We start from the raw sequence: 22791 nt of genomic DNA, 5'->3' as shown, positions 1-22791 counted from the left end.
GACAAGCGTAAAGGTCGGCGGCAAATAACGGAGGAGACAAAACGATGACCCCGACGAAACGCAGGTTCCTGATCGCCGCCGCCTTCGGCACCCTGCTCGCGGCTGCCCCGGCCTTCGCCCAGGCGCCCTCGGGCAAGCTGGTACTCTATACCTCACAGCCCGAGAAGGATGCCGCCCAGACCACCGCAGCCTTCAAGAAGGCCTACCCCAATGTCGAGATCGACATCTTCCGCTCCGGCACGACCGAGGTGATGGGCAAGCTTGCGGCCGAGATTTCCGCCGGCCAGCCCGGCGCGGACGTGTTGCTGATCGCGGACGCGGCGAGCATGGAAATCCTGAAGGCACAGAACCAGCTTCTCGCCTATCCCGGCGCGAAGACCGAAGGCCTGCTGGAAGGGTCCTTTGACAAGGACAAGAGCTATTTCGGCTCCAAGCTGATTACGACCGGGATCGCCTACAATACCGCCGCGAAGGAGAAACCGGCTTCCTGGGCCGATCTCGACAAGCCGGGCTACAAGGGACAGATCTCGATGCCGAGCCCGCTCTATTCGGGCGCTGCGGCGATCATGCTGTCGACGATGACGGCGCGTCCCGATCTCGGCTGGAAGCTGTTCGAGGGGCTGAGGGCCAACGAGGCCGTGGCGGTGCGCGGCAATGGCGCGGTGCTGCGCTCGGTCGCCACCGGCGAGAAGGCCTATGGCGTGCTGGTCGATTTCATGGCCTACAACGCCAAGAAGCAGGGTTCGCCGATCGACTTCGTTTTCCCGAAGGAGGGCGCGCCCGCCGTAACCGAGCCCGTCGCCATCGTGAAGACGACCAAGAACGTGGCTGCCGCCAAGGCCTTCGTCGACTTCATCCTCTCCGATGACGGCCAGAAGCTGGCGCTCGCCATGGGCTACATTCCGGCCAAGCCCAGCGTCGGCTCGCCGTCTTGGCTGCCGGAGGGCACCAAGATCAACGTGATGGCTTCGGACATCCCGGCCGTGGTCAAGGCGACGGAGGCCGACAAGGCCCGCTTCGCCACCATGTTCGGCAACTGAGCCGGCTGGGTGCGCATGTCCCTCGCTGATACCGCGACGCTTCGTACGCGCGTCGAGGAGGCGGGCCTTCTCTGGGGTCTCGTCGGTCTCGTCGCCGTACTGTCGCTGCTACCGATCGGGCGACTGGTCGTCGAGGGTTTCGCCCCTGGCGGCCAGCTCTCGACGACCGCGCTCGGCAAGGTGCTCGCCAGCCCGGCGACCTGGACTGCGACCTGGAACAGCCTCGTCACGGCGATAGCAGGCACCGTGCTCGCGGTCCTGATCGGCGGCGCGGTCGCGCTGATCGCGACGCTGACCGACATCCGCGCCCGCAACGCCTTCACCTTCTGCTTCGTCCTGCCGCTGATGATCGCGCCGCAGGTCACGGCTCTCGCCTGGCTGCAGCTCTTCGGCCCGTCGAGCACGCTGCTCAAGCTGATCGGACTGGCTCCGCCGCTCGGCAGCCGCAACCCGCTCTATTCTCGCGAAGGCATCATACTGCTGCTCGGCATCCAATATGCGCCGCTGGTCTTTCTGACCCTGCGTGCGGGGCTTCGCGCTCTGCCGAAGGAACTGATCGAGGCCGGGCTCGCCGCCGGCGCCGGCCCGCTCACGGTGCTGCGCACCGTCGTGCTGCCGCTGATGACGCCGCCCCTCGTCGCCGGCATAGCGCTCTGCTTCGTCTCCTGCCTCGGCAATTTCGGCATACCGGCCTTCCTCGGCATCCCCGGCAACTTCCTGGTGTTGCCGACGCTGATCTATCAGCGCCTGGCCGGCCTCGGCCCTGGCGTGCTCTCCGAAGTCGCGATCCTCTCCCTGCTGATCGGCGCCATCGCGATGGCGGGCATCCTGCTGCAGGATTTCATGATGCGCCGTCGCGATTTCCGCATCACCACGACCTCCAGCGCCGCGCGGCCCTTCGAGCTCGGCCGTTGGCGGGCGCCGGTCGAGATCCTGCTCTGGACCTTCGCGGTCCTCGTCCTGGCGCTGCCCTTCCTCGGCCTGCTGACGACGTCGCTGATCCCGGCCTTCGGCGTGCCGCTCAATGCAGCGACGGCGACGCTCGCCAATTATGCCTATGTGCTGATCGAGCACGCCGCCTCGAAGCGCGCCTTCGTCAACAGCTTCCTGATGTCGGCCGGGGCGGCGCTCGCCATCGTGCTGATCTGCGTGCCGCTCGGCTATTTCCTCGTCTGGAAGAAATCCCGGACCCTGCGCCTGCTGAACCTTGCCGCCGAGTTGCCCTATGCGATGCCGGGCGTCGTGCTCGCAATCGCCGCCATTCTGCTCTTCCTCAGACCGATCTTCGGTATCTCGCTTTACAACACGATCTGGATCATCGTTTTCGCTTATCTCGCCCGCTTCCTCGTGCTTGGCCTGAGACCCGTCGTCAGCGGATATCTTCAGGTCGATCGCACACTGGAGGAGGCTGCACAGATTGCGGGTGCCGGCCTGCCGCGCCGCCTCGTCACGGTCATCTTTCCGTTGGTCGCCCCTGCCGCGGTCGCCGGAGCGCTGCTGATCTTCCTGACCGCCTTCAACGAACTCACCGTCTCCGCACTGCTCTGGTCGTCGGGGGCCGAGACGCTGGGCGTCGTGGTCTTCTCGTTCGAGCAGGGCGGTGATTCCACCTATGCCTCGGCGCTGGCGACGATCACCGTGCTCGTCACCGTCGGGCTGATGGCTTCAACCACCCTCTTCGCCCAGAGATTGCACCAGGGAGTCCTGCCGTGGCGCGACTAACCATCGACCGGGCGCAGAAGCGCTTCGGCTCCTTTATCGCACTCGACGACGTCTCGATCGATGTCGCGGACGGCGAATTCCTCGCCGTGCTCGGCGCCTCTGGCTGCGGCAAGACCACGCTGCTGCGTCAGATCGCCGGTTTCGACAAGCTCGACGGCGGCTCAATACGCATCGGCGACCGGCTGGTCTCGTCAGCGGAATCCCATGTTCCGCCCGAGCACCGCAAACTCGGCATCGTCTTCCAGTCCTATGCGCTCTGGCCGCATATGACGGTGGCGGAGAACGTCGCCTATGGACTCACCGTCGCCGGCGTGCGCGATCCCGAGCGGGCGCGTCGCGTCGCTTCAGCGCTCGACCTCGTCGGCCTGAACGGCTTCGCCGAGCGCCGCCCCGGCATGCTCTCCGGCGGCCAGCGCCAGCGCGTCGCGCTCGCCCGATGCCTCGTGACCGAGCCCTCGCTGGTGCTGCTCGACGAGCCGCTGGCCAATCTCGACGTGCATTTGCGTGCTTCGATGGAGGACGAATTCGCCCGCTTCCACGAGCGCACGGGAACGACCATGGTCTACATCACCCACGACCAGGCCGAGGCGATGGCGCTGGCCGACCGTATCGCCGTGATGGACCGTGGCCGGCTGCTCCAGCTCGCTACGCCTTCCTTGCTTTACCGGGAACCCGCGAACGCCCTCGTCGCCGGCTTCATCGGCGAGGGCATGGTCCTGCCCGCGGCGGTTCTCTCCGCGCCGCAGGCCGGCCGCTGCAAGGTCAGCGTGCTTGGCGTGGAGGCGGTAGTGCGCTGCCGGCCCGACCAGACCGTCACCGAACGGGCGAAGCTCTGCCTGCGTGCACGCGACATCGGCATCGCGCCCGCAGGAGACAGCGGCCTTTCCGCCGATGTCGAGCGGCTGTCCTATCAGGGCGGGTACTTTCGGCTCGAGGCACGGCCGGCCGCGAACGAAGGTGTCATCCTGCATCTCGACGCCGCCGAGCCGGCCCCCGCCCAGGCAGGCGAGGCGATCCGCATCGCCATCAATGATGGCTGGGTGATTCCGGAGCACGGCGTCACGGACAAGGCCGCATGACATCGGCCGTATGAGATCTGCGTATGAAACTGACCATTCATGGCGGCGTCGGCGAGAAGGGCCGCACCTGCATCGGCGTCGAGGAAGGCGGGACGCGTCTTCTGCTCGATGCTGGTGTCGACACCAGCGTGCCGCGAGGCCCTAGCTACTACCCTGCGATCAGCCCGTCCGAGCTCGAGCGCCTTGATGCGATCATCGTCACTCATGCCCATGAGGACCATGTCGCGGCACTGGGCTGGTGCCTCGCCCATGGCTTTATGGGCCGGATCCTGATGACGACCGAGAGTGCGGCTGAAGCCGACGCCACACTCGCCGCCTATGCGACGCCGCAAGAGCATGCGCTCGTGCGGATGGCCGCTATCGAGACCATCGCGCCCGGCCGGGAATTCGCCATCGGTCCGCTGACCATTCATACGGGCCGCAGCGGCCATGTCGTGGGCGGCGTCTGGTGCCATCTTTCCGCGGGCGGGCGCGGGCTTGTTTACTGTGGCGATGTCGTGCCGGCCAGCCCCGTCTTCGCGATGGACCCGCTGCCAGCCAGCGACCTGTTGCTCGTCGATGCGTCCTATGGTGCCGACAATGTCCCCGCCGCCGAGCGTGGCGCTGCCATCACGCGCTGGCTGGACCGCCATCCGCAAGGGAGTGTCTTGCCGACCCCGCTATCCGGCCGTTCAATCGAACTGATCGGGCTGATCGGGGGGCCGATCGCAATCCACCCTTCGATGCGAAACGCCCTTGCCGCACAGATCGCCGCCAGCGGCTGGCTGAAGCCCGGCATCGCCGAGGTTTTGTCGCACCGCCTCGCCGCTGCACTCCTCTGGGAAGAGGGGCAGCCGCTGCCTCCGGCCGCCCTGCTCTGCGACGACGGAATGGGGCTCGCAGGTCCCTCCAAGGCTGCGCTCCACCAGGCGGAGCGCGCGGGGCATCCTGTGCTGCTGACCGGCCATATCCCGAAAGGCAGCCCTGCCGATGCGTTGCGCGCTGCCGGAAAAGCCGATTGGCTGCGGTTCCCAACCCATCCCACGCTGCCGGAGAATGCCGCCATCGCCGCGGCCAACGGTGCCGGTCGCGTGCTCGCCCATTCCTGCGACGCCGCAACTGCCCGCAATCTCGCCGCCACCATCCCCCGCCTCGTGGCCGACTTGAAGCCCGGCGACAAGATCGAGATCTGAGCCATGCGCATCCTCATTGCCAATGACGACGGCATCGACGCAGCCGGGATCGCGCTGCTCCGTCAGGCCGCCTCCCGCGTGGCGTCCGATATCTGGGTCGTCGCCCCCGAGCGGAAATGGACGGCAGCAAGCCACCATCTCTCCTTCGATCGCGACCTGACGCTGACCCGTCGCGAGCAGCAGGTCTACGCGTTGGACGGCACCCCGGCCGATTGCGTCGTCGCCGCCATGACCGTGCTGTTCCGCGATGGAGGCCGTCCCGATCTCGTCCTGTCCGGAGTCAACGACGGTCGCAACGCCGCCGAAGACGCCGCCTATTCCGGCACGCTGTCAATTGCGCGCGAGGCGAGCTTCTGGGACGTTCCGGCGATCGGGTTCTCCCGCACCAAGGGCGGCGCATCCGAGGAACGGGATATCACGGCACTCGCCGCCCTGATCGAGAATCTCTGGCAGCGTCGCGCGCTCTGGAGTCGCGAGGGCGCCTATCTGAGCGTCAACCTGCCGAAAGACCTGCCGGCAGAGGCAGGCCTCGCCACGATTGGCCGCGACAAGATCGCCGGAGCGGCCGATGTAAAGTCAGATGATGGCGAGCGCATCGTCTGGCGCATCCGGCGCGGCCGGCCTCATACGAGCCGGCCCGGCGACGAAAACAGCCTGATCGATTCGGGCCGGATCGCCATCGTCCGCCATTGCTGGATCGATGGGGCGCCGCTGCCTGACGGCTTCGCCGCCGGGCTCAACGCCGCGCTGTCCCCTGCCCCGGTCGCCACAGCTGAGCAATAGCGTACTTGGCGAGATCGTCTCGCCGGGCTCCTGTGAGTCCGCCAGAAAGCGCGGCGTCTCGAAACCACACTGGTGCAATGAAGAAACCCCGGGAAAACGGCAAGGCTAATCTGCAAGTCGGAGCGTTACCGCTTCGACGGACAGCCGCCGGTTCTTGGGAGGTTCTGCTCGTCACTACGCGTTCGACAAAACGCTGGACCGTGCCAAAGGGGTGGCCGATCAAGAGACTGAAAGCTCATGACGCAGCAGCAAGAGAGGCGCGTGAAGAAGCTGGCGCGGTTGGGCTGATGAAAAAGAAGGCCGTCGGGCGGTATCTCTATTGGAAGCGAATGGAAGCGGAATTCAGGCTCTGCAAAGTTCGCCTCTATCCATTGCTTGTCACAGAGCAGTTGTCCCACTGGCCCGAACAGGCACAGCGCCTGCGACATTGGTTTAGCCTGAAGGACGCGGCCGACCTTGTGGAAGAGCCGGGACTTAGAAAAGTGCTGGCTACGCTGAAGCTCTGATGCCAACCTCGCCAATGTTGCATCCGTCGGGCGCTTGGCGAGGCCGAGTGCCGCATTCGCATAGGATGCGCCGATGCGCGGCACGACAGGGCTTGGCCCATTTTTTCATTCGTTGTTACTAGGGCTCGGAATCGAACTTCCCCCCATTGCCGGTGGAGCTATATGCCGACGCTCGGCCTCACCTCTCGCCAGAAACAGATTCTCGCCGTTGTGCAGGAAGTCGGCTTCACGACGATCGAGACTCTCGCAGCCCGCTTCGGCGTGTCGACCCAGACAATCAGGCGCGAAATCATCCGTCTGCAGGAACAGAATTATCTGCAACGCTTCCATGGCGGCGCGGGCCTGGCGTCGGGCGGCATCCGCTCGGCCTACGCCCAGAAGCTCACCATTTCACCCAAGGGCAAGCAGCGGATCGGAGCGGCTCTGGCGGACGTCGTTCCACCAGGCGCTTCGGTGTTCCTCGACGTTGGCACCACTGTAGAAGCCGCAGCCCGTGCATTGCTAGGGAAGCCGGGACTGCGTGTCGTGACCGCAAGTGTTTCGGTCGCACAGATCTTCTGCCAAGGCGGCGTGTTCGAGGTCGTAGTCACAGGCGGAATCACCCGCGGTGCCAACGGGTCCCTCGTTGGCCAGCAGGCCATCAGCATGATTGCGGGTTTCCGCTTCGACTATGCAATTCTCGGCGCCGGTGGTTTCGACGACGACGGTGCGCCGATGGACTTCGATCTCGAGAAGATTGCCGTTCGTCAGGCGGCGATGGCCCGGTCTCGTCAGACGGCCGTGCTCGCAGACCACAGCAAATTCGGCCAAGTCGGCACCGCCAGGATCGCCGAGCCAGGCATGGTAGACCTGTTCGTCGTCGATGCCGAACCGACCGAGCCGCTACGCCAAGCCTGGCTCAAGAGCGGCAGTCGCTGGCTGGTCGCCTAGGAGGCGCAGTGGCATCTGAGTAGCCGGCAACCCTTGTCACGCTGATCGATATTGATCAGGATGGAAGAAATCTTACACGAGCGCTGTTCACAGGCGCCGCTTCCGGGGAGGTTGCCATGCTGCGCGTCAAAACCGCGTTCCTTTGCCTGTTCGCTCTTGGTGTCGGGCTCGCGGGCTCCGCGCAGGCGCAGGATTGTGCGAACCGCGGGACGCTCGATGCACGCTATTGCGACGCCAATCGCGACTTGCTCGCCGACACGCCGACCGATGCGGCGAAACAGAAAGACCCCGATACGCTGATCTTCTCCTACACGCCGGTCGAAGATCCGTCGGTCTACGAAAACGTCTTCGCCGACTTCCTCGCCCATCTGAGCAAGGTCACCGGCAAGAAGATCAAATGGTTCGGCGCCGAGTCCTATGCCGCGCAGGTCGAGGCGATGCGCTCCGGGCGCCTTCACATCGCGGGCGTCGCCAGTGGACCGACGCCGTTTGCGGTCAATCTCGCAGGCTTCGTGCCGATTGTCGCAATGGCGAAGAAGGACGATTCGATCGGCTACACGCTCCAGCTCATCGTGCCGAAGGATTCGCCGATCAAGAGCATCGCTGATCTCAAGGGCAAGCGCGTGGCCCATGTCGCGCCCTCGTCGAACTCCGGCGACACCGCGCCGCGCATCCTGTTCAAGGAGAAGGGCGTCGTACCCGGCAAGGACTACGAGGTCCTCTACTCGGGCAAGCACGACAACTCGATCATGGGCGTGGTCAACAAGGACTACGATGCGGCGCCGGTCGCCTCCAGCGTCGTCGAGCGTATGGCCGATCGCGGCATGTTCAAGCGCGACGACATCCGCATCGTCTATGAGTCGAGCCCGTTCCCGCGCACGGCCTTCGGTCTCGCCCATGACCTCAAGCCCGAGCTGCAGGCCAGGATCAAGCAGGCCTTCCTGACCTTCGACTTCCTTAATTCCGCGCTCGCCAAGGAGTTCAAGGACACCAAAGGCTTCAAGGAGCTCAGCTACAAGGACGCCTGGAGCGACATCATCCTGATCCAGAGCAACAGCGGCATCACCTATACCCAGGACGGCCTCTCGAAGCTGAAGGGCGATTGATGTCGGCTGCGTTCGGGGCGGCGGCAGGCAGCGGCGCGCCGCTGCTGGCCGTCGAGGGGCTGACCAAGGTCTATCCAACCGGCAAGAAGGCGCTCGGCGGGGTCGATGTCGTGATCGACAGGCCGCAGCTCGTGGCGGTGATCGGCTCCTCGGGGGCCGGCAAGAGCACGTTCATCCGCTGCATCAATCGGCTGGTCGAGCCGACTGCGGGCAGCGTGCGGCTCACCGGCGAGGATATCGTCGCGCTCGACCGGCGTGGCCTGCGCGCCGCACGGCGCCGCATCGGCATGATCTTCCAGGAATACAATCTGGTCGAGCGGCTCAGCGTCATGCAGAACGTGTTGTCGGGGCGGCTCGGCTATACCGGCCTCCTTGCCTCGTTGCGCTACCGCTTCCCGCCCGAAGATATCCAGGCGGCCTTCGCCCTGCTCGACCGCGTCGGCCTCGATGGCTACCACAACCAGCGGGCGGACGCGCTCTCCGGCGGGCAGCGCCAGCGTGTCGGCATCGCACGCGCCCTGATGCAGCGGCCGGACCTGCTGCTCCTCGACGAGCCAACCGCGAGCCTCGATCCCAAGACGTCGCGCCAGATCATGCGCCTCGTGCGCGAGCTCGTCGCTGAGCGCCAGACACCGGCCATCATCAATATCCACGACGTCGCGCTCGCCCGCGCCCATGCCGACCGCATCATCGGCATGAAGGACGGGTTGGTCGTCTTTGATGCGGAGGCCCCGGCCCTGACCGATGCGGCGCTGACGCGAATCTATGGCGAGGAGGACTGGTCGACCCCACAGGACGAGGAGGCCGAGACTTTTCCCGCGAGCGCTACGATGGCCCCGCTCGGCGCACTGTCATGACGGTGGCGGCAGCCTCCCATCCCAGCAAATGGCGTGCGCCCAGCATCTTCGGCAGCCCCGACCGGCGGCTCGCCTTCTGGGCGCTGGTCTGCGCCTATCTTGTCTGGTCGCTCTCGACGCTCAATGTCGACACGGCCCGCATCCTCGCCGGCTTGCCACGCGCCTGGACGATCCTCGCACGCATGGTTCCACCTGATTTCGGCCGCTGGCAGCTTTTGCTGACCGGCATGGTCGAGAGCGTACAGATCGCCATCGCCGCGACGATCATCGGCGCGGTGCTGTCGATCCCGATCGGCATCGCGGCCGCGGCCAATCTCTCGCCCCGGCCGCTCTATCTGCTGGCACGCGCCTTCATCGTCACGGGGCGGACCTTCCACGAGGTCATCATCGCGATCTTCTTCGTGAAGCTGTTCGGCTTCGGCCCGGTTGCCGGCTTGCTGACGCTCGCCTTCTCCTCGGCGATCTTCCTCGGCAAGATGCTGGCCGAGGATATCGAGAACATGAAGCCGGGCCCGGTCGAGGCGATCCGTGCCACCGGCGCGAGCTTCGGCCAGACCTTCTTCTACGCGGTCGTCCCGCAGGTCCTGGTCAAGATGCTGGGCGTGCTGATCTACCGGCTCGATTCCAACCTCCGGCATTCGACCGTGATCGGCATCGTCGGGGCCGGCGGCATCGGCCAGACGCTCTCGGCCTCGTTCTCGCGCTATGATTTCGACTTCGCCAGCGCGATCCTGCTGACGATCGCGGCGATGGTCGCCTTCGGCGAATGGTTCAGCGACTGGGCCAGGCGGAGGCTGAGATGACGGCGCATCAGCTCCCGCAGGACCGCGCGCCGATGCGCCGCTATCCCGACCAGTGGGAACGCTATTCGCTGCGCGAGCGCATCGTGCACTGGCTCTGGCTCGGCGGCATCGCGGTCGCTGCGGCGTGGTCGGTCTCGGCGCTCGACATCGAGTGGGCCTTCTTCGCCGATGCCCACGAGCAGGCGGCGGACCTGATCGCGCGGATGTGGCCGCCGCGCTGGTCCTATCTGCCGCGCATCGTCCAGCCGCTGATCGAGACGCTGCACATCGCGACGCTCGGCACGATGATCGCCATCGTCTTCACGCTACCGGTCGCCTTCCTCGCGGCGCGCAACACCACCTACAACCAGGCGACCTGGCTCATCGGACGCTCCATGCTGGTGCTGTCGCGCTCGATCAACACGGTGATCTGGGGCCTCCTCTTCGTCGCGATCTTCGGGCCGGGGCCGGTCGCCGGCATCTGCGCGGTGGCGGCCCGCTCGATCGGCTTCATCGCCAAGCTCGTCGCCGAGGCGATCGAGGAGGTCGATGGCGGCCAGATCGAGGCGGTGGAATCGACCGGCGCAAGCACCTTGCAGGTCTATGGCATCGCGATCCTCCCGCAGATCCTGCCGGTGCTGATCGGCACCTCGATTTATCGCTGGGACATCAATGTGCGGGAGTCGAGCGTGCTCGGCTTCGTCGGCGCTGGCGGCATCGGGCTCCTGCTCTACGCCTCGATCAACCAGTTCGCCTGGTCGCAGGCGATCGTCATCCTGATCGCCATCCTCGGCATCGTCATCATCAGCGAGGCGCTTTCGGCCTATGTCCGCTCTCGCATCGTCTGATCTGCATCGGCAGACAATCTTCGTGGAGGGCGTGGCGCAGCTGGCCGGGCGTTATGACGGGTTCCTGCTGGATCAGTGGGGGGTGCTGCACGACGGCGCTGCCGCTCACGAAGGAGCCGTGGCCTGCCTTCGGGCGCTTCGAGCAGCCGGCAAGCGCGTCATCATCCTCTCGAACTCGGGACGCGGAGGCAGCGAGAACGACGCGATCCTCGCCAGTATGGGCTTTCACCGCGACCTCTACGACGTTGTGGTTTCCGCCGGCGACGATGCCCGGGATGCGCTGTTGAGGCGTGATGAGCCCGGCTACCGAGACCTCGGCCAGCGTTGCCTGCCGCTCACGCGGCCCGGCGAGCAACATCTCGCCGACGGCCTGGGCCTCACTCTCGTGGAAGCCCCCGAGGAGGCGGATTTTCTCTTCACGCTCAGCATCGATGCCGAGAGGCAGTCGGCCGCCGGGTGGCGGGCCGTACTCGAACGAGCTCTGCGACTGGGGCTGCCGATGATCTGCGGCAACCCGGATCGCCACCGTGTCCATCCGGGCGGGCGTCTGCTCGAGGCGCCCGGAGCAGTCGCTCTCGCCTATGAGCGGATGGGCGGGACGGTGCATTATCACGGCAAGCCGGAGGCGCGCATCTATCGCACCTGTCTGGAGCGGCTGGGATTGCCTCCCAACCGCCTGCTCGCGATCGGGGACTCGCTCGAACACGACCTGGCCGGCGCGGCGCGCGCCGGCGTGGATTGCCTCTTCATCGCCGGCGGCATTCATCGCGACGAACTGAGCTGGAACGAAGGCAGCCAGGCGTTTCGGCGAAGCTGCGAGGACCTGTTCGCCCGCAACGCCGGCGCGCCGCGCTATTGCCTGCCGACATTCGCCTGGGAGCCGGACAGTGGAACAATGAGCAGTTCCGCCGGGCTCACCCCAACCAACAATACCTCGGAGGGAGATTCACAATGTTGACGCGCCGTTTCGTGATCGCCGCCGCGCTGGGCGCGGTGAGCCTGCCTGCAGTGGCCTTCGCCCAGACGTCGTCGGGCAAGGTCACGGTCGTGACCTCATTCTCGAAGGATGTCACGGATCCAATCAAGAAGGCGTTCGAGAAGGCGGTTCCGGGCGTCACGCTCGAAGTGCAGAACCGCAACACCAATGCCGGTGTGAAATATGTCGAGGAGACCAAGGCCAACAACCAGGTCGACCTGTTCTGGGCCTCGGCGCCCGACGCCTTCGAGGTGCTGAAGGGCAAGAAGCTGCTCACCGCCTACAAGCCCAAGGCGACCGGCATCCCCGACAAGATCGGCTCCTATCCGATCAACGATCCGCAGGGCTACTATTTCGGCTTTGCCGCCTCCGGCTACGGCATCATGTGGAACGACCGCTATGCCAAGGCCAACAAACTGCCCGAGCCCAAGGAGTGGCAGGACCTCGCCAAGCCGATCTTCTACGACCATGTCGCGATCGCGGCGCCGTCGCGCTCCGGGACGACCCACCTGACGATCGAGACGATCCTGCAGGGCGAGGGCTGGGACAAGGGCTGGCGTACCATCAAGGAGATGGCCGGCAATTTCCGCTCGATCAACGAGCGCTCCTTCGGCGTGCCCGAACAGGTCAATTCCGGCCAGGTCGGCGTCGGCATCGTCATCGACTTCTTCGCCTTCTCGGCCCAGGCCTCGGGCTTCCCGGTGAAGTTCGTCTATCCGAGCGTGACGACGGTGGTCCCGGCCAATGTCGGCATCGTCGCCAACCCGCCGAACAAGGCGGCTGCCGAAGCCTTCATCGAGTTCCTGCTCTCGCCCGCCGGCCAGGAGGTGCTGCTCGAGCCCGGCATCCGCCGCCTGCCGGTCAATCCCGCCGTCTATGCCAAGGCCGGCGCCGACTACCCGAACCCCTTCACCGATCCGCGCTTCCAGAAGATGATCGGCTTCGATGTCGACAAGTCGGAGCAGCGCACCGCGGTGGTCGACACCTTGTTCGACCAGTTGATCTCCTTCCAGCTCGATGCGCTGAAGGGCGTCAGCAAGGTGCTGCACGAGGTCGATGCGGCCCTGGCCAAGAAGCCGAACGACAAGGCCAAAGCGCTGGCCGAGGAAGCCCGCGTGCTGCTCGCCGCCATGCCGGTCAACGAGGCGCAGGCCGCGAGCGCGGAGCTGCGCGGCGCCTTCACCGGCGCCAAGGAGAAGGGCGCCCGCCAGGCCGAGGTCGAGAGTCAGTGGGCGAGCTTCGCCCGCGACAACTACGCCAAGGCCAAGGCCAAGGCGGAAGAGGCTCTCAAGGCTGCGAAATAAGCTCTACCGCGCATGTCATCCCGAGCGCGCTGCGGCGCAGATGCGGGACCGCGTGACGAAGAGGCGCCTTTCCTGAAGACGGTCCCGTGTCTGCGCAGCGGCATTTCATGCCGCGGCGCGCACGGGATGACAGCCCGCGCAGCGATCTCATGACAGCCATTCCGACCTCGGCTCCCCGCCCCCGTCGCATCGCCGGCACGCCCGGCCAGGTCGCGCTGGCGCTGGCGATCGCCGCCTTCCTCCTGATGTTCCTGGTGCTGCCGGTGGCGACGGTGATCTATGTCGCCTTCACCGAGAAGGGCACCTCGACCTTCACGCTGGTCAATTTCTACGATTTCGTTCGCACAGAGCTATTCATGCGCTCGTTGTGGAACTCGTTCTATGTCTCTGCAATGTCGGTGGTCTGGGCCTCGGTCTTCGCCCTGCCGCTGGCTTATCTGACGACACGGTTCGTCTTCCGCGGCGCGGCCATCGTCCAGACACTCGGCTTCCTGCCGCTGATCATGCCGCCCTTCGTCGGGGCGGTGGCGATGCAGCTCTTCTTCGGCCGCAACGGTTCGATCAACCTGCTGCTCGACGACTGGTTCGGCTTCAAAATCGACTTCATGGAGGGGCTGAACGGCGTCATCTTCGTCCAGTCCGTCCATTATTTCCCGTTCATCCTGATCAATCTCTCGGCGGCGCTCCGCAATGTCGACCGCGCCATGGAAGAGGCCGCGCAGAATCTCGGCTCCTCCGGTTTCCGGCTGTTTCGGCGGATCGTCTTCCCGCTCGCCATGCCGGGCTATCTCGCCGGCGCCTCGCTGGTCTTCGTCAAGGTCTTCGACGACCTCGCGACCCCGCTCCTGCTCAACGTCAAGGACATGCTGGCGCCACAGGCCTATCTGCGGGTGACCTCGATCGGCATCGCCGACCCGATGGGTTATGTCATCTCGGTCGTTCTGATCGTCGCCTCGGTCACGGCGATGTGGCTCTCGGCAAGGGCGTTGAAGGGGCGCGATTACGCCACGACGCAGCGCGGCGGCGGCGGCCTCGCCAAGCGCGTGATGACGCCGATGGAGGCCGTGTTCGGCTACGGCATCGTCATCCTGATCCTCGCGCTGGTGCTGGCACCGCATCTGGGCCTGCTGCTGCTCTCCTTCGCGACGATCTGGTCCTATTCGCCCCTGCCCGACGCCTTCACGACGGCGCATTACGCCCGCGTCTTCGGCGAGAGCTCGGTCTACATCAAGAACACGCTGATCTACGCGACGATCGCCGGCGGCATCGACGTCGTGCTCGGCGTCGCCATCGCCTATCTCGTGCTGCGGACCAAGCTCGTCGGCCGCGAATGGCTCGACTGGATGGCGACAGCCGCGCTTGCGATCCCCGGCGTGGTGCTCGGCATCGGGTACCTGCGAACCTTCTACGGCATCACCCTGCCGGACGGGACGCCTCTCGCCGCGCTCTGGATCACCATCGTGATGGCGCTCGCCATCCGGCGCCTGCCCTATGCCCTGCGCGCCTGCTATGCGGCGCTCCAGCAGATCTCGGTCTCGCTCGAGGAAGCCGCCGAGAACCTGGGAGCTACCAAGGCGCGCACGGTCCGGCGCATCGTCGTGCCGCTGATGGCTGGCGGCATCCTTGCCGGCTTCGTCACCTCGTTCTCGACGGCGGCCGTCGAGCTCTCGGCGACGCTGATGCTGGTGCAGTCCAATTCCGACGCGCCGCTGGCCTATGGGCTCTATGTCTTCATGCAGTCGGCGGCGGGCCGCGGCCCCGGTGCCGCGCTCGGCGTCGTCGCGGTGATCCTCGTCGCGGCCTGCACCTTCCTCTCCCATCTCATCATCGAACGCAGCCAGAAGGCCAAGGGAATGGGCCACTGATCATGAACGCGACCGTCTCCCTGACCACACCCGCCGTCTCAGTCGACATCGAAGGCGTCAACCTCTCCTACGGCACCAACCATGTGCTCAAGGACATCAACCTGGCGATCAAGCCTGGCGAGTTCTTCGCCTTCCTCGGCCCCTCCGGCTGCGGCAAGACCACGCTCTTGCGCCTGATCGCCGGCTTCAACCATGCCGATGCCGGCGAGGTCCGGATCGGCGGCAAGCCCATCACCGACCTGCCGCCGTGGAAGCGCGACGTCGGCATGGTCTTCCAGTCCTATGCGCTGTGGCCGCATATGACGGTGCGCCGCAACGTCGCCTTCGGGCTGGAGGAGCGCGGCGTGAAGCGCGCCGAGGTCGAGCGCCGCGTCGAGGCGGCACTGGGCCTCGTCGGCCTCGCCCATCTCGCCGAGCGGCGGCCCTCGCAGCTCTCCGGCGGCCAGCAGCAGCGCGTCGCGGTCGCCCGTACCGTCGCGGTCGAGCCCAAGGTGCTGCTGCTCGACGAGCCGCTCTCCAATCTCGATGCCAAGATGCGGGTGCATGTACGCCGCGAATTGCGCGACCTGCAGCAGCGTCTCGGCCTGACCACGATCTTCGTCACCCACGACCAGGAGGAGGCAAACACGATCTGCGATCGGATCGCGGTCATGAATGACGGGATCGTCCAGCAGGTCGGGACGCCGATGGAGCTTTATGAGAATCCAGCCAATCTTTTCGTCGCGAATTTTCTCGGAAGCGCAAACATCCTCGATGGACGGGCCACTGCCGACGGCCGAGGCTTCGAGCTTGCCGGAGGCCTCGTTCTGCCGGTTGGCCATGAGGTCGCTCCCGGCGCCAAGCTCGTCTTTCGCCCGCAGCATGCGACTCTGGCTGGGAATGCCGACGGCATCTCGCTACCTGGCTCCGTAGCAGGGCGCGAATTCCTCGGGGCGAGCGTCCGCTATCTCGTCAGGGTTGGGGAAACGGAGGTGGCGGTGGATGCACCGTTTCAATCCGGTCGCGAGATCTTCCAGATCGGGCAGGAGTTGACGGTTTCATTGTCCCGGACGTCACTTCTCTGGCTGAAGGAGTGACGACCCTTCTCATTTGGGAAGCCGCCAAAGCGGCGCCTGTGCGAGTTCGCCGGAATTTACTTGGGCACCTGACGTTGCCAAGCTCCGCAAAGGGCCGGTGATGCACCCGGTATTCCAGGCCAGGCGCTGATGGACCTGCCGAGCTTCGACAAGCATCGTGCATCCTCCGACGGGATGCCGCATCAACCGGCCGCGAGGTCCCAGAGATCGAGCTTGGCGCGGGAGGACCACCGCGAAATCCGCTTGGAGAATCCGGCGTCCGCGTCCATTCGGAAGGAGCGTGTCAGCCTGACGAGGGCGAATGGCCAACCAGTTCAACTATCCCGTCTGGAACCTGATCAGGCTCGAGCGCGATAGCGATATCCCGCTCTATGAGCAGATCTTCGCCCGGTTCCGCGCCGGCATCGTCGAGGGGATGCTTCCGCGCGGCACGCGACTGCCGCCCAGCCGCATCCTGGCCAAGGAGTTATCGCTCGCACGCAATACGGTGGTGCAGGCCTATGACCGGTTGGAGGCGGAAGGCTATGTCCGGCGCGCCCATGGCTCCGGTACCTTCGTCGACAGGATCCTGCCCGAGGATCACCAGACACGAGCTACGCCCGGCTTGTCCACACCGCCGTCCGGCGAGACCGTGTTGTCGGAACGTGCGGCCCGTTTGATCGAATTTCGCCTCCCACCCGAGCGCTCGGAGATGCTGGGCCTCAGTCCGGGCATGCCTGCGCTCGACGAATTTCCCTATGAGATCTTCAGCCGGATCGCGGCGCGGCACTGGCGTTCGCGCGCCATCTCGCAAACGGGCTATGGCGTGGGCCATCCTCGCGCCGGCCTCACCCACCAGATCGCCGCCTATCTGGCAGAAGCGCGAGGCCTGGCCTGTGCGCCGGAACAGGTCATCGTCATCGGCAGCACCCTCCAGGCGGCTGCGCTCGTTGCCCATGTCCTGCTTGACGTCGGCGACACCGTCGCGGTCGAGGACCCCGGCCACCTGGCCGAGCTCGCCACCTTCGAGCTCAGCGGCCTGCGCATCCACCCCCTTCCGGTGGACGAGATGGGGCTCGACGCCGCCGCGCTCCCGACCCGGGCTGAGGTCGGGGCGCTGCCGAAACTGGTCGTCATCTCTCCAGTCGAGCAATACCCGTTCGGATGCTCGATGCCGCCGGCACGGCGCCAGGCGCTGCTCGCCTGGGCACAGACCCATGGCAGCTGGGTGCTAGAGGACGATTTCAACAGTGAGATCCGCTGGTCGGGAGAGGCACAGCCACCGCTCTTCGCCGCTGGTCCCCATGCCCGCGTCATCTATACCAGCTCGTTCAACCGCGCTCTGGCACCGGGCCTCAGGCTGGCCTATCTCGTTGTGCCGCCGAACCTGATCGAAGCCTTCACCCAGGCGCAGCGCGTCTTCTCGCTCTACGCGCCGCAGCCGGACCAGGCGCTGGTCGCCGCCTTCATGGCGGAGGGGCATCTGGCAGCGCATTTGCGGCGCATGCGGGCGATCTACCGGGAGCGCTCGCTCTTGCTCGGCGAACATCTGCGGCGGCGCCTCGGCGATCGCTTCACTGTCCCGCAGGTCACGGCGGGTCTGCATCTCACGATCAGGTCCCGGGTCCCGTTCGACGATACCGCCGCCGCCGCATCGCTTCTGAGCTGGGGCTTAGACTGCCCGGCTCTGTCGCAATATTGCCGCGGCCCGGCCCGGCGCGGACTCGTCATCGGCTTCGGCAATACCGGCACCGAGAATCTGCCGGCCTGCGCCGAAGCGGTGGTGCGTGCCGTCGAGGCGGCCTGCAAAACCGTCAAGTAACGGCGCTTGCGCGCTTTCGATCCAGGCCGAAACTGGACCCCAGCGAAATCGCAAAATTGGACCTTGGGAGGTCCTTCCCCGCCCCGCATGTTCTCCGCACCAGCGGAGTTCTCATGAACGTCGAACGCAGCACTGTCCTGGAAGTCGAGGGTGTCAGGAAGAGCTTCGGGGACCTTGCCGTCCTCAAGGGGCTTGATCTGACGGCGCGCAGCCACGACGTCGTCACGATGATCGGCGCCAGCGGCTCGGGCAAGAGCACCTTCCTGCGCTGCATCAATTTCCTCGAGTTTCCCGATGCCGGCACCATCCGCTTCGAGGGCGAGACGGTCCGCCTGACGCAGCAGGGCGCCGGCCAGGGAAAGCTCGACCGCAAGCAGATCAACCGGATGCGCAGCCGTATCGGCATGGTGTTCCAGAGCTTCAATCTCTGGACCCACCTGACCGTTCTGGAAAACATTGCGGTGGCGCCGATCAAGGTGCTTGGGCTGAGCCGCAAGGAGGCGACAGAGCGCGCCGAGGCCTATCTCGAAAAGGTCGGGCTGATCGAAAAGCGCCACGCCTATCCCGCCCATATCTCCGGCGGCCAGCAGCAGCGCGTCGGCATCGCCCGGGCGCTCGCGATGGAGCCCGCGCTGCTGCTCTTCGACGAGCCGACATCGGCGCTCGATCCCGAGCTTGTGGGCGAGGTGCTCGCGGTGATGCGCACGCTCGCCGCCGAAGGGCGCACGATGATCATCGTGACCCATGAGATGGGCTTCGCCCGCGAGATCTCCAGCGAGGTCCTGTTCCTGCACCGCGGCGTCGTCGAGGAGCGCGGCCCGCCCGAGCAGGTCCTCGGCGATCCGCGCTCCGAGCGCTGCCGCGCCTTCCTGCAGCGCATCCTGTGAATCGAGCCGTCAGACAAAAGGGGAGATCGACATGCTGAAGCCATTTCTCGTCGCCGCTGGATTGCTCGGCGCCTTCACCGCGGGCGCAGCCGCGAAGGACGTCAAGGTCGGCAGCGAATGTACCTACCCGCCCTTCAATTTCCGCGACGCCAAGGGTGAGCTGCAGGGCTTCGACATCGACGTGGCCCGCGAGATCGGCAAGCGCCTCAACGTCAATCTCGTCTTCGTCTGCCAGCAATGGGACGGCATGATCCCGGCGCTGCTCGCCGGCAAGTTCGACCTGATCGTGGCGAGCATGTCGATCACCGACGAGCGCAAGAAGTCGATCGACTTCAGCGTGCCCTACCGCTCCTCCACAGCCCGCTTCGTCGGCGCCAAGACGCTGAACGTCCAGCCGGTCTCGGCTGACGGCAAGCCGGACCCGAAGGCACTGGCCGGCAAGACCGTCGGGCTCCAGCGCTCCTCGACCTACGAGCAGTTCATGACCAAGGAGTTCCCCGGCGTGAAGCTCGCTCAGTACGACACGGTCGACAACCTGCTGCTCGACCTGCAATCGGGCCGGATCGACCTCGCCTTTGCCGGGCCGATCAAGCTTGACGGCGATTTCCTGCAGAAGCCGCGCGGCGAGAAATTCCATTTCGTCGGCCCTGAGATCAACAACGTCGCGCTGTTCGGTCCCGGCGTCGGCGTGGCGCTGCGCAAGGAGGACAGCGCGCTCCGCGACGAGATCGACGCGGCGCTGAACGCCTCGTTCAAGGACGGCTCCTTCAAGGCGATCAATGATCGCTACTGGTCGTTCAGCGTCCTCCCCTGACCGCTGGCGAGCGAGCCAAGCCGGAGAGCCGCGGAGGTCGCGATGGATATCCTGATGGGCTGGGGCGGCCAGCTCCTGCACGGTGCGCTGACGACACTCGAGGTCGCCTTCGCCGCGCTGGCGCTCGGGCTCGTCTGGGGCATTCTCGGCGCGCTCGCCCAGCTCTCCCGCTGGTGGCCGGTCCGGCAGCTCGGCTTCCTGTTCACCCTGGCGATGCGCGGCACGCCCGAGCTGCTGATCATCCTGATCATCTATTTCGGCGGTTCGGTCACGCTGACCGGACTCGCGAAATCGATCGGCGCGGCGGCAGGTTTCGTCGAGATTCCCGCCTTCGCGGCGGGCGTCTTCGCGCTCAGCCTCGTCTTCGGCGGCTATGCCGCGGAGGTGTTGCGCGGCGCCTTCCTCGCCATTCCGAAAGGCCAGATCGAGGCGGCGGAAGCCTTCGGCTTCTCTTGGTGGGATGCCTTCACGACGGTGCGCCTGCCGCAGATCTGGCGCTTCGCCCTGCCGGGCCTCGGCAATAACTGGATCTCGCTGATCAAGGACACCTCCCTCGTCTCTGTCGTCGGGCTGGAAGAGGTCATGCGGGTCAGCACCATGGCGACCGCGGTCACGGGCGAGCCGTTCCGCTTCTACCTGATCGCCGCGATCATTTTCTACGCACTGACCACCAGCAACGGTCTGCTCGTCGCCCAACTGGAACGCCGCGCCAGCCGCGGCGAACGGGAGCTGGCGCGATGAACCCGGCCCTGATGATCGAGAGCCTGCCCGCCCTGATCGAGGGCACCTGGCTCAGCCTGCAACTCCTGACGACCGCCCTCGTGCTCGGGTTGGTGCTGGCCGTGCCGATGGCGATCGCCCGGCTGGAGGCGCCCGCTCCGGTCCGCGCGGTCGTCGCCTTCTACATCTCCTTCTTCAGGGGCACGCCGCTCCTGGTCCAGATCTTCCTGGTCTATTACGGCCTGTCGCAGTTCGACTTCATCCGCGAGAGCGCGCTCTGGCCCTTCATCCGGGAGCCGTGGTTCTGCGCGGTCCTGACCTTCGCACTGCACACCGCCGCCTATACGGCGAATATCCTGCGTGGCGCGATCCAGGCGGTGCCGGCCGGGGAGATCGAGGCGGCCCATGCCTGCGGCATGTCCGGACCGATGACGTATCGCGTCATCATCCTGCCACGCGCCTTCCGCCTCGCTCTTCCGGCCTATGCCAACGAGGTCGTCAGCATGCTCAAGGCGACGTCGCTGGCGAGCACCATCACGATCATGGAGCTGACCGGCACCGCCAACACGATCGTGGCGCGCACCTTCGCGCCCTACGAGCTCTTCGTGACCGCAGCCGCGATCTATCTCGTCATCGCCGCCATCCTGACCGCAGCCCTGCGAGCCCTCGAATACCGGCTCGCGAGACACCAGCGCGCGCCCGCCAAGTCCACGGCGGTCATCGCCGGAGAAGCCCATGTCCAAACCTGACATCCACGCCTTCGCCGGCTTCGGCGGGCGGCTCGCCGACTTGAGCGGCGCAATCATCCGCGACGCGATCGCCAGGGGCCGCAGCTTCGACACCAAGGCCGATCGCAGCCCGGTCACCGAGATCGACCGCCGCGTCGAGGACCGCCTGCGCCGCGAGCTCGCCTCCGCCCACCCCGATCACGGCATCCTGGGTGAGGAATACGAATCCTTCGGCCTCGACCGCGACTTCGTCTGGATCATCGATCCGATCGACGGCACCAAGGCGTTCATCACCGGTATCCCGACCTTCGGCACGCTGATCGCGCTGGCCTACAAGGGTACGCCGATCCTCGGGATCATCGACAACCCCGTCACGGCCGAGCGCTGGATCGGCGGCGACGGGCTGCCGACGCAGCGCAACGGCGAGGCGGTGCAGACCCGCAAGGGCGCGTCGCTGCCCGATGCCATTCTCGGCAACGGCAATCCCGAACCCTTCGATGCCGGTGAGCGGGCGGCCTTCGAACGACTCCGGAACGATACGAAATGGTGCGTCTATGGCGGCGGCTGTCACGCCTATGGCCGTGTCTCGGACGGAGCGCTCGACATCAGCGTCGACGGCGGGCTCGACCCCTTCGACTACTGCGCGCTGACGCCGATCGTGCGCAATGCCGGCGGTGCGATCACCGATTGGGAGGGCCGGGAGCTCACGATCCATTCGGGCCATCGCTGCGTCGTGGCAAGCGGCAGCCCGGCGCTGCATGGAGCGGTCCTGGAGCGACTGAGCCGCCATTGATGAATTGGATCGTCGGACCGGAGCGAACTTCAAACCGGATGAGGTTCAACGTTACAGGCAAGGATGGCATCTCGGTCGAGATAACCGACGACCGTGCCGTCCGGTGCCTTGACGTCCAAGCCTTGGAGATTTTTGCCCAGGATGGATGCGAGCGCCACATGCAGGTTGGCATCCGGCGAGATCTGAGGGCCCTCGGCGAACGAACGGGGCGGCGCCATCACGCTCGCGACATTGATCAGGCTGAGCCGCTTGATGGTCCGATCGGGACCGAGGAAGTTCTCGACGAATGCATTGGCCGGATTGGCTAGGATCGCCTCGGGGCTGTCGTATTGCAGCAACCGACCGTCGCGCATGATCGCGACGCGGTCGCCCATCTTGATCGCTTCGTCGATGTCGTGCGTGACGATGACGACGGTCTTGCTGACCTTCTTCAGGATCTGGCGAAATTCGTCCTGGAGACGGACTCTGGTGATCGGGTCGATGGCGCCGAAGGGCTCGTCCATCAGCATGATGGCGGGATCGGCAGCCAGGGCCCTGGCGAAGCCGACACGCTGCCGCTGGCCGCCCGACAGTTCATGAGGCAGGCGATCGCGCATGACGCTCGGATCGAGGCTCACGAGTTCGAGAAGCTCGTTGATGCGCCGGTCGGTCCGCGCCTTGTCCCAGCCCAGCAGGCGGGGCACGGTGGCGATGTTGCGGGCGATCGTCATATGCGGAAACAGACCGACTTGCTGGATGACGTAGCCGATGGTTCGGCGTAGCTGCTTCGGATCGGTGTCGGCGACGTTGCGGCCGTTCACCAGAACCCGGCCGCGGGTCGGGGTCTCCAGGCAGTTGATCATGCGCATGGTGGTCGTCTTGCCGCAGCCCGAAGGGCCGATCATGGCAACGGTCGTCCCGGCTTCGATGTGAAGCTCGAGATTGTCCACCGCAGGGCGATCGCTGCCGGCAAAGTTCTTGGTCACATTTTCGAGGCGTATCATCTTGGTATCCCTGTTCCGC

The 22791-nt window shown here is 65.8% G+C and carries 22 protein-coding genes; 21 read left to right on the top strand and 1 reads right to left on the bottom strand.

The window, feature by feature from the left end; translation table 11 throughout:
• Positions 1-44 precede the first annotated feature (44 nt).
• The 21 genes from AB4Z16_RS20445 to AB4Z16_RS20345 all read left to right on the top strand — a co-directional run bounded on the left by AB4Z16_RS20445 (position 45) and on the right by AB4Z16_RS20345 (position 21789).
• The gene (locus AB4Z16_RS20445; RefSeq protein WP_441513188.1) at positions 45-1040 is read left to right on the top strand and encodes an ABC transporter substrate-binding protein; all 996 of its coding nucleotides are present in this window, start codon (positions 45-47) and stop codon (positions 1038-1040) included.
• Positions 1041-1055: 15 nt separating this feature from the next.
• Positions 1056-2762, top strand: a complete 1707-nt coding sequence (locus AB4Z16_RS20440; RefSeq protein WP_441513187.1) for an ABC transporter permease — start codon at positions 1056-1058, stop codon at positions 2760-2762.
• Entirely contained in the window at positions 2750-3841 is a 1092-nt protein-coding gene (locus tag AB4Z16_RS20435) for an ABC transporter ATP-binding protein (protein WP_441513186.1), read from the top strand. Before AB4Z16_RS20440 ends, AB4Z16_RS20435 begins: the two co-directional genes overlap by 13 nt.
• Before the next feature lie 23 nt (positions 3842-3864).
• Complete coding sequence (locus tag AB4Z16_RS20430; protein ID WP_441513185.1) at positions 3865-5013, top strand: MBL fold metallo-hydrolase; 1149 nt, start codon at positions 3865-3867, stop codon at positions 5011-5013.
• Between the two features lie 3 nt (positions 5014-5016).
• On the top strand, positions 5017-5796 hold the full coding sequence (gene surE / locus AB4Z16_RS20425; RefSeq protein WP_441513184.1) for a 5'/3'-nucleotidase SurE: 780 nt from the start codon (positions 5017-5019) through the stop codon (positions 5794-5796).
• A 77-nt stretch (positions 5797-5873) separates the two neighbouring features.
• Complete coding sequence (locus AB4Z16_RS20420; protein ID WP_441513183.1) at positions 5874-6302, top strand: NUDIX hydrolase; 429 nt, start codon at positions 5874-5876, stop codon at positions 6300-6302.
• Between the two features lie 162 nt (positions 6303-6464).
• Entirely contained in the window at positions 6465-7232 is a 768-nt protein-coding gene (locus tag AB4Z16_RS20415) for a DeoR/GlpR family DNA-binding transcription regulator (RefSeq protein ID WP_441513182.1), read from the top strand.
• Positions 7233-7348: 116 nt separating this feature from the next.
• Positions 7349-8338: a phosphate/phosphite/phosphonate ABC transporter substrate-binding protein gene (phnD, locus tag AB4Z16_RS20410; protein WP_441513181.1), complete on the top strand. Its 990-nt coding sequence runs from the start codon at positions 7349-7351 to the stop codon at positions 8336-8338.
• A 41-nt stretch (positions 8339-8379) separates the two neighbouring features.
• Positions 8380-9195 carry a phosphonate ABC transporter ATP-binding protein gene (gene phnC / locus AB4Z16_RS20405; RefSeq protein WP_441513509.1) on the top strand — a complete coding sequence of 272 codons (816 nt, stop codon included), beginning with the start codon at positions 8380-8382 and terminating at the stop codon, positions 9193-9195.
• A complete protein-coding gene (gene phnE, locus AB4Z16_RS20400) occupies positions 9192-9998 on the top strand; it encodes a phosphonate ABC transporter, permease protein PhnE (protein WP_441513180.1) in 807 nt (268 codons plus the stop codon). The genes phnC and phnE (AB4Z16_RS20400) overlap by 4 nt, the downstream gene beginning before the upstream one ends.
• Positions 9995-10825 (top strand): phosphonate ABC transporter, permease protein PhnE, encoded by an 831-nt coding sequence (gene phnE, locus AB4Z16_RS20395; protein ID WP_441513179.1) that lies wholly within the window; start codon positions 9995-9997, stop codon positions 10823-10825. Before phnE (AB4Z16_RS20400) ends, phnE (AB4Z16_RS20395) begins: the two co-directional genes overlap by 4 nt.
• Positions 10803-11783: a TIGR01459 family HAD-type hydrolase gene (locus tag AB4Z16_RS20390; RefSeq protein WP_441513178.1), complete on the top strand. Its 981-nt coding sequence runs from the start codon at positions 10803-10805 to the stop codon at positions 11781-11783. The genes phnE (AB4Z16_RS20395) and AB4Z16_RS20390 overlap by 23 nt, the downstream gene beginning before the upstream one ends.
• Positions 11777-13105 (top strand): ABC transporter substrate-binding protein, encoded by a 1329-nt coding sequence (locus tag AB4Z16_RS20385; protein WP_441513177.1) that lies wholly within the window; start codon positions 11777-11779, stop codon positions 13103-13105. Before AB4Z16_RS20390 ends, AB4Z16_RS20385 begins: the two co-directional genes overlap by 7 nt.
• Before the next feature lie 149 nt (positions 13106-13254).
• Positions 13255-14970 (top strand): ABC transporter permease, encoded by a 1716-nt coding sequence (locus AB4Z16_RS20380; protein ID WP_441513176.1) that lies wholly within the window; start codon positions 13255-13257, stop codon positions 14968-14970.
• A gap of 2 nt (positions 14971-14972) precedes the next feature.
• Positions 14973-16046, top strand: coding sequence for an ABC transporter ATP-binding protein (locus tag AB4Z16_RS20375; protein WP_441513175.1), 1074 nt, complete (start codon positions 14973-14975; stop codon positions 16044-16046).
• A gap of 301 nt (positions 16047-16347) precedes the next feature.
• Entirely contained in the window at positions 16348-17847 is a 1500-nt protein-coding gene (gene pdxR, locus AB4Z16_RS20370; RefSeq protein WP_441513174.1) for a MocR-like pyridoxine biosynthesis transcription factor PdxR, read from the top strand.
• Between the two features lie 113 nt (positions 17848-17960).
• Entirely contained in the window at positions 17961-18734 is a 774-nt protein-coding gene (locus AB4Z16_RS20365) for an ABC transporter ATP-binding protein (protein ID WP_441513173.1), read from the top strand.
• A 31-nt stretch (positions 18735-18765) separates the two neighbouring features.
• The gene (locus tag AB4Z16_RS20360) at positions 18766-19548 is read left to right on the top strand and encodes a transporter substrate-binding domain-containing protein (RefSeq protein ID WP_441513172.1); all 783 of its coding nucleotides are present in this window, start codon (positions 18766-18768) and stop codon (positions 19546-19548) included.
• 42 nt (positions 19549-19590) lie between these two features.
• The gene (locus AB4Z16_RS20355; protein WP_441513171.1) at positions 19591-20289 is read left to right on the top strand and encodes an ABC transporter permease; all 699 of its coding nucleotides are present in this window, start codon (positions 19591-19593) and stop codon (positions 20287-20289) included.
• Positions 20286-21017 (top strand): ABC transporter permease, encoded by a 732-nt coding sequence (locus AB4Z16_RS20350; protein WP_441513170.1) that lies wholly within the window; start codon positions 20286-20288, stop codon positions 21015-21017. Before AB4Z16_RS20355 ends, AB4Z16_RS20350 begins: the two co-directional genes overlap by 4 nt.
• Positions 21004-21789: an inositol monophosphatase family protein gene (locus AB4Z16_RS20345; RefSeq protein ID WP_441513169.1), complete on the top strand. Its 786-nt coding sequence runs from the start codon at positions 21004-21006 to the stop codon at positions 21787-21789. The genes AB4Z16_RS20350 and AB4Z16_RS20345 overlap by 14 nt, the downstream gene beginning before the upstream one ends.
• Positions 21790-21818: 29 nt before the next feature.
• Here AB4Z16_RS20345 and AB4Z16_RS20340 read toward each other — a convergent pair whose 3' ends face one another.
• Positions 21819-22772: an ABC transporter ATP-binding protein gene (locus AB4Z16_RS20340; protein ID WP_441513168.1), complete on the bottom strand. Its 954-nt coding sequence runs from the start codon at positions 22770-22772 to the stop codon at positions 21819-21821.
• Between the last annotated feature and the right edge of the window lie 19 nt (positions 22773-22791).

This window comes from Allobosea sp. TAF32, assembly GCF_052113585.1.
In the GTDB taxonomy this organism is placed as follows: domain Bacteria; phylum Pseudomonadota; class Alphaproteobacteria; order Rhizobiales; family Beijerinckiaceae; genus Allobosea.
The sequence above is the reverse complement of the archived record's forward strand: the minus strand, read 5'-3'. Positions and strand labels throughout refer to the sequence as shown.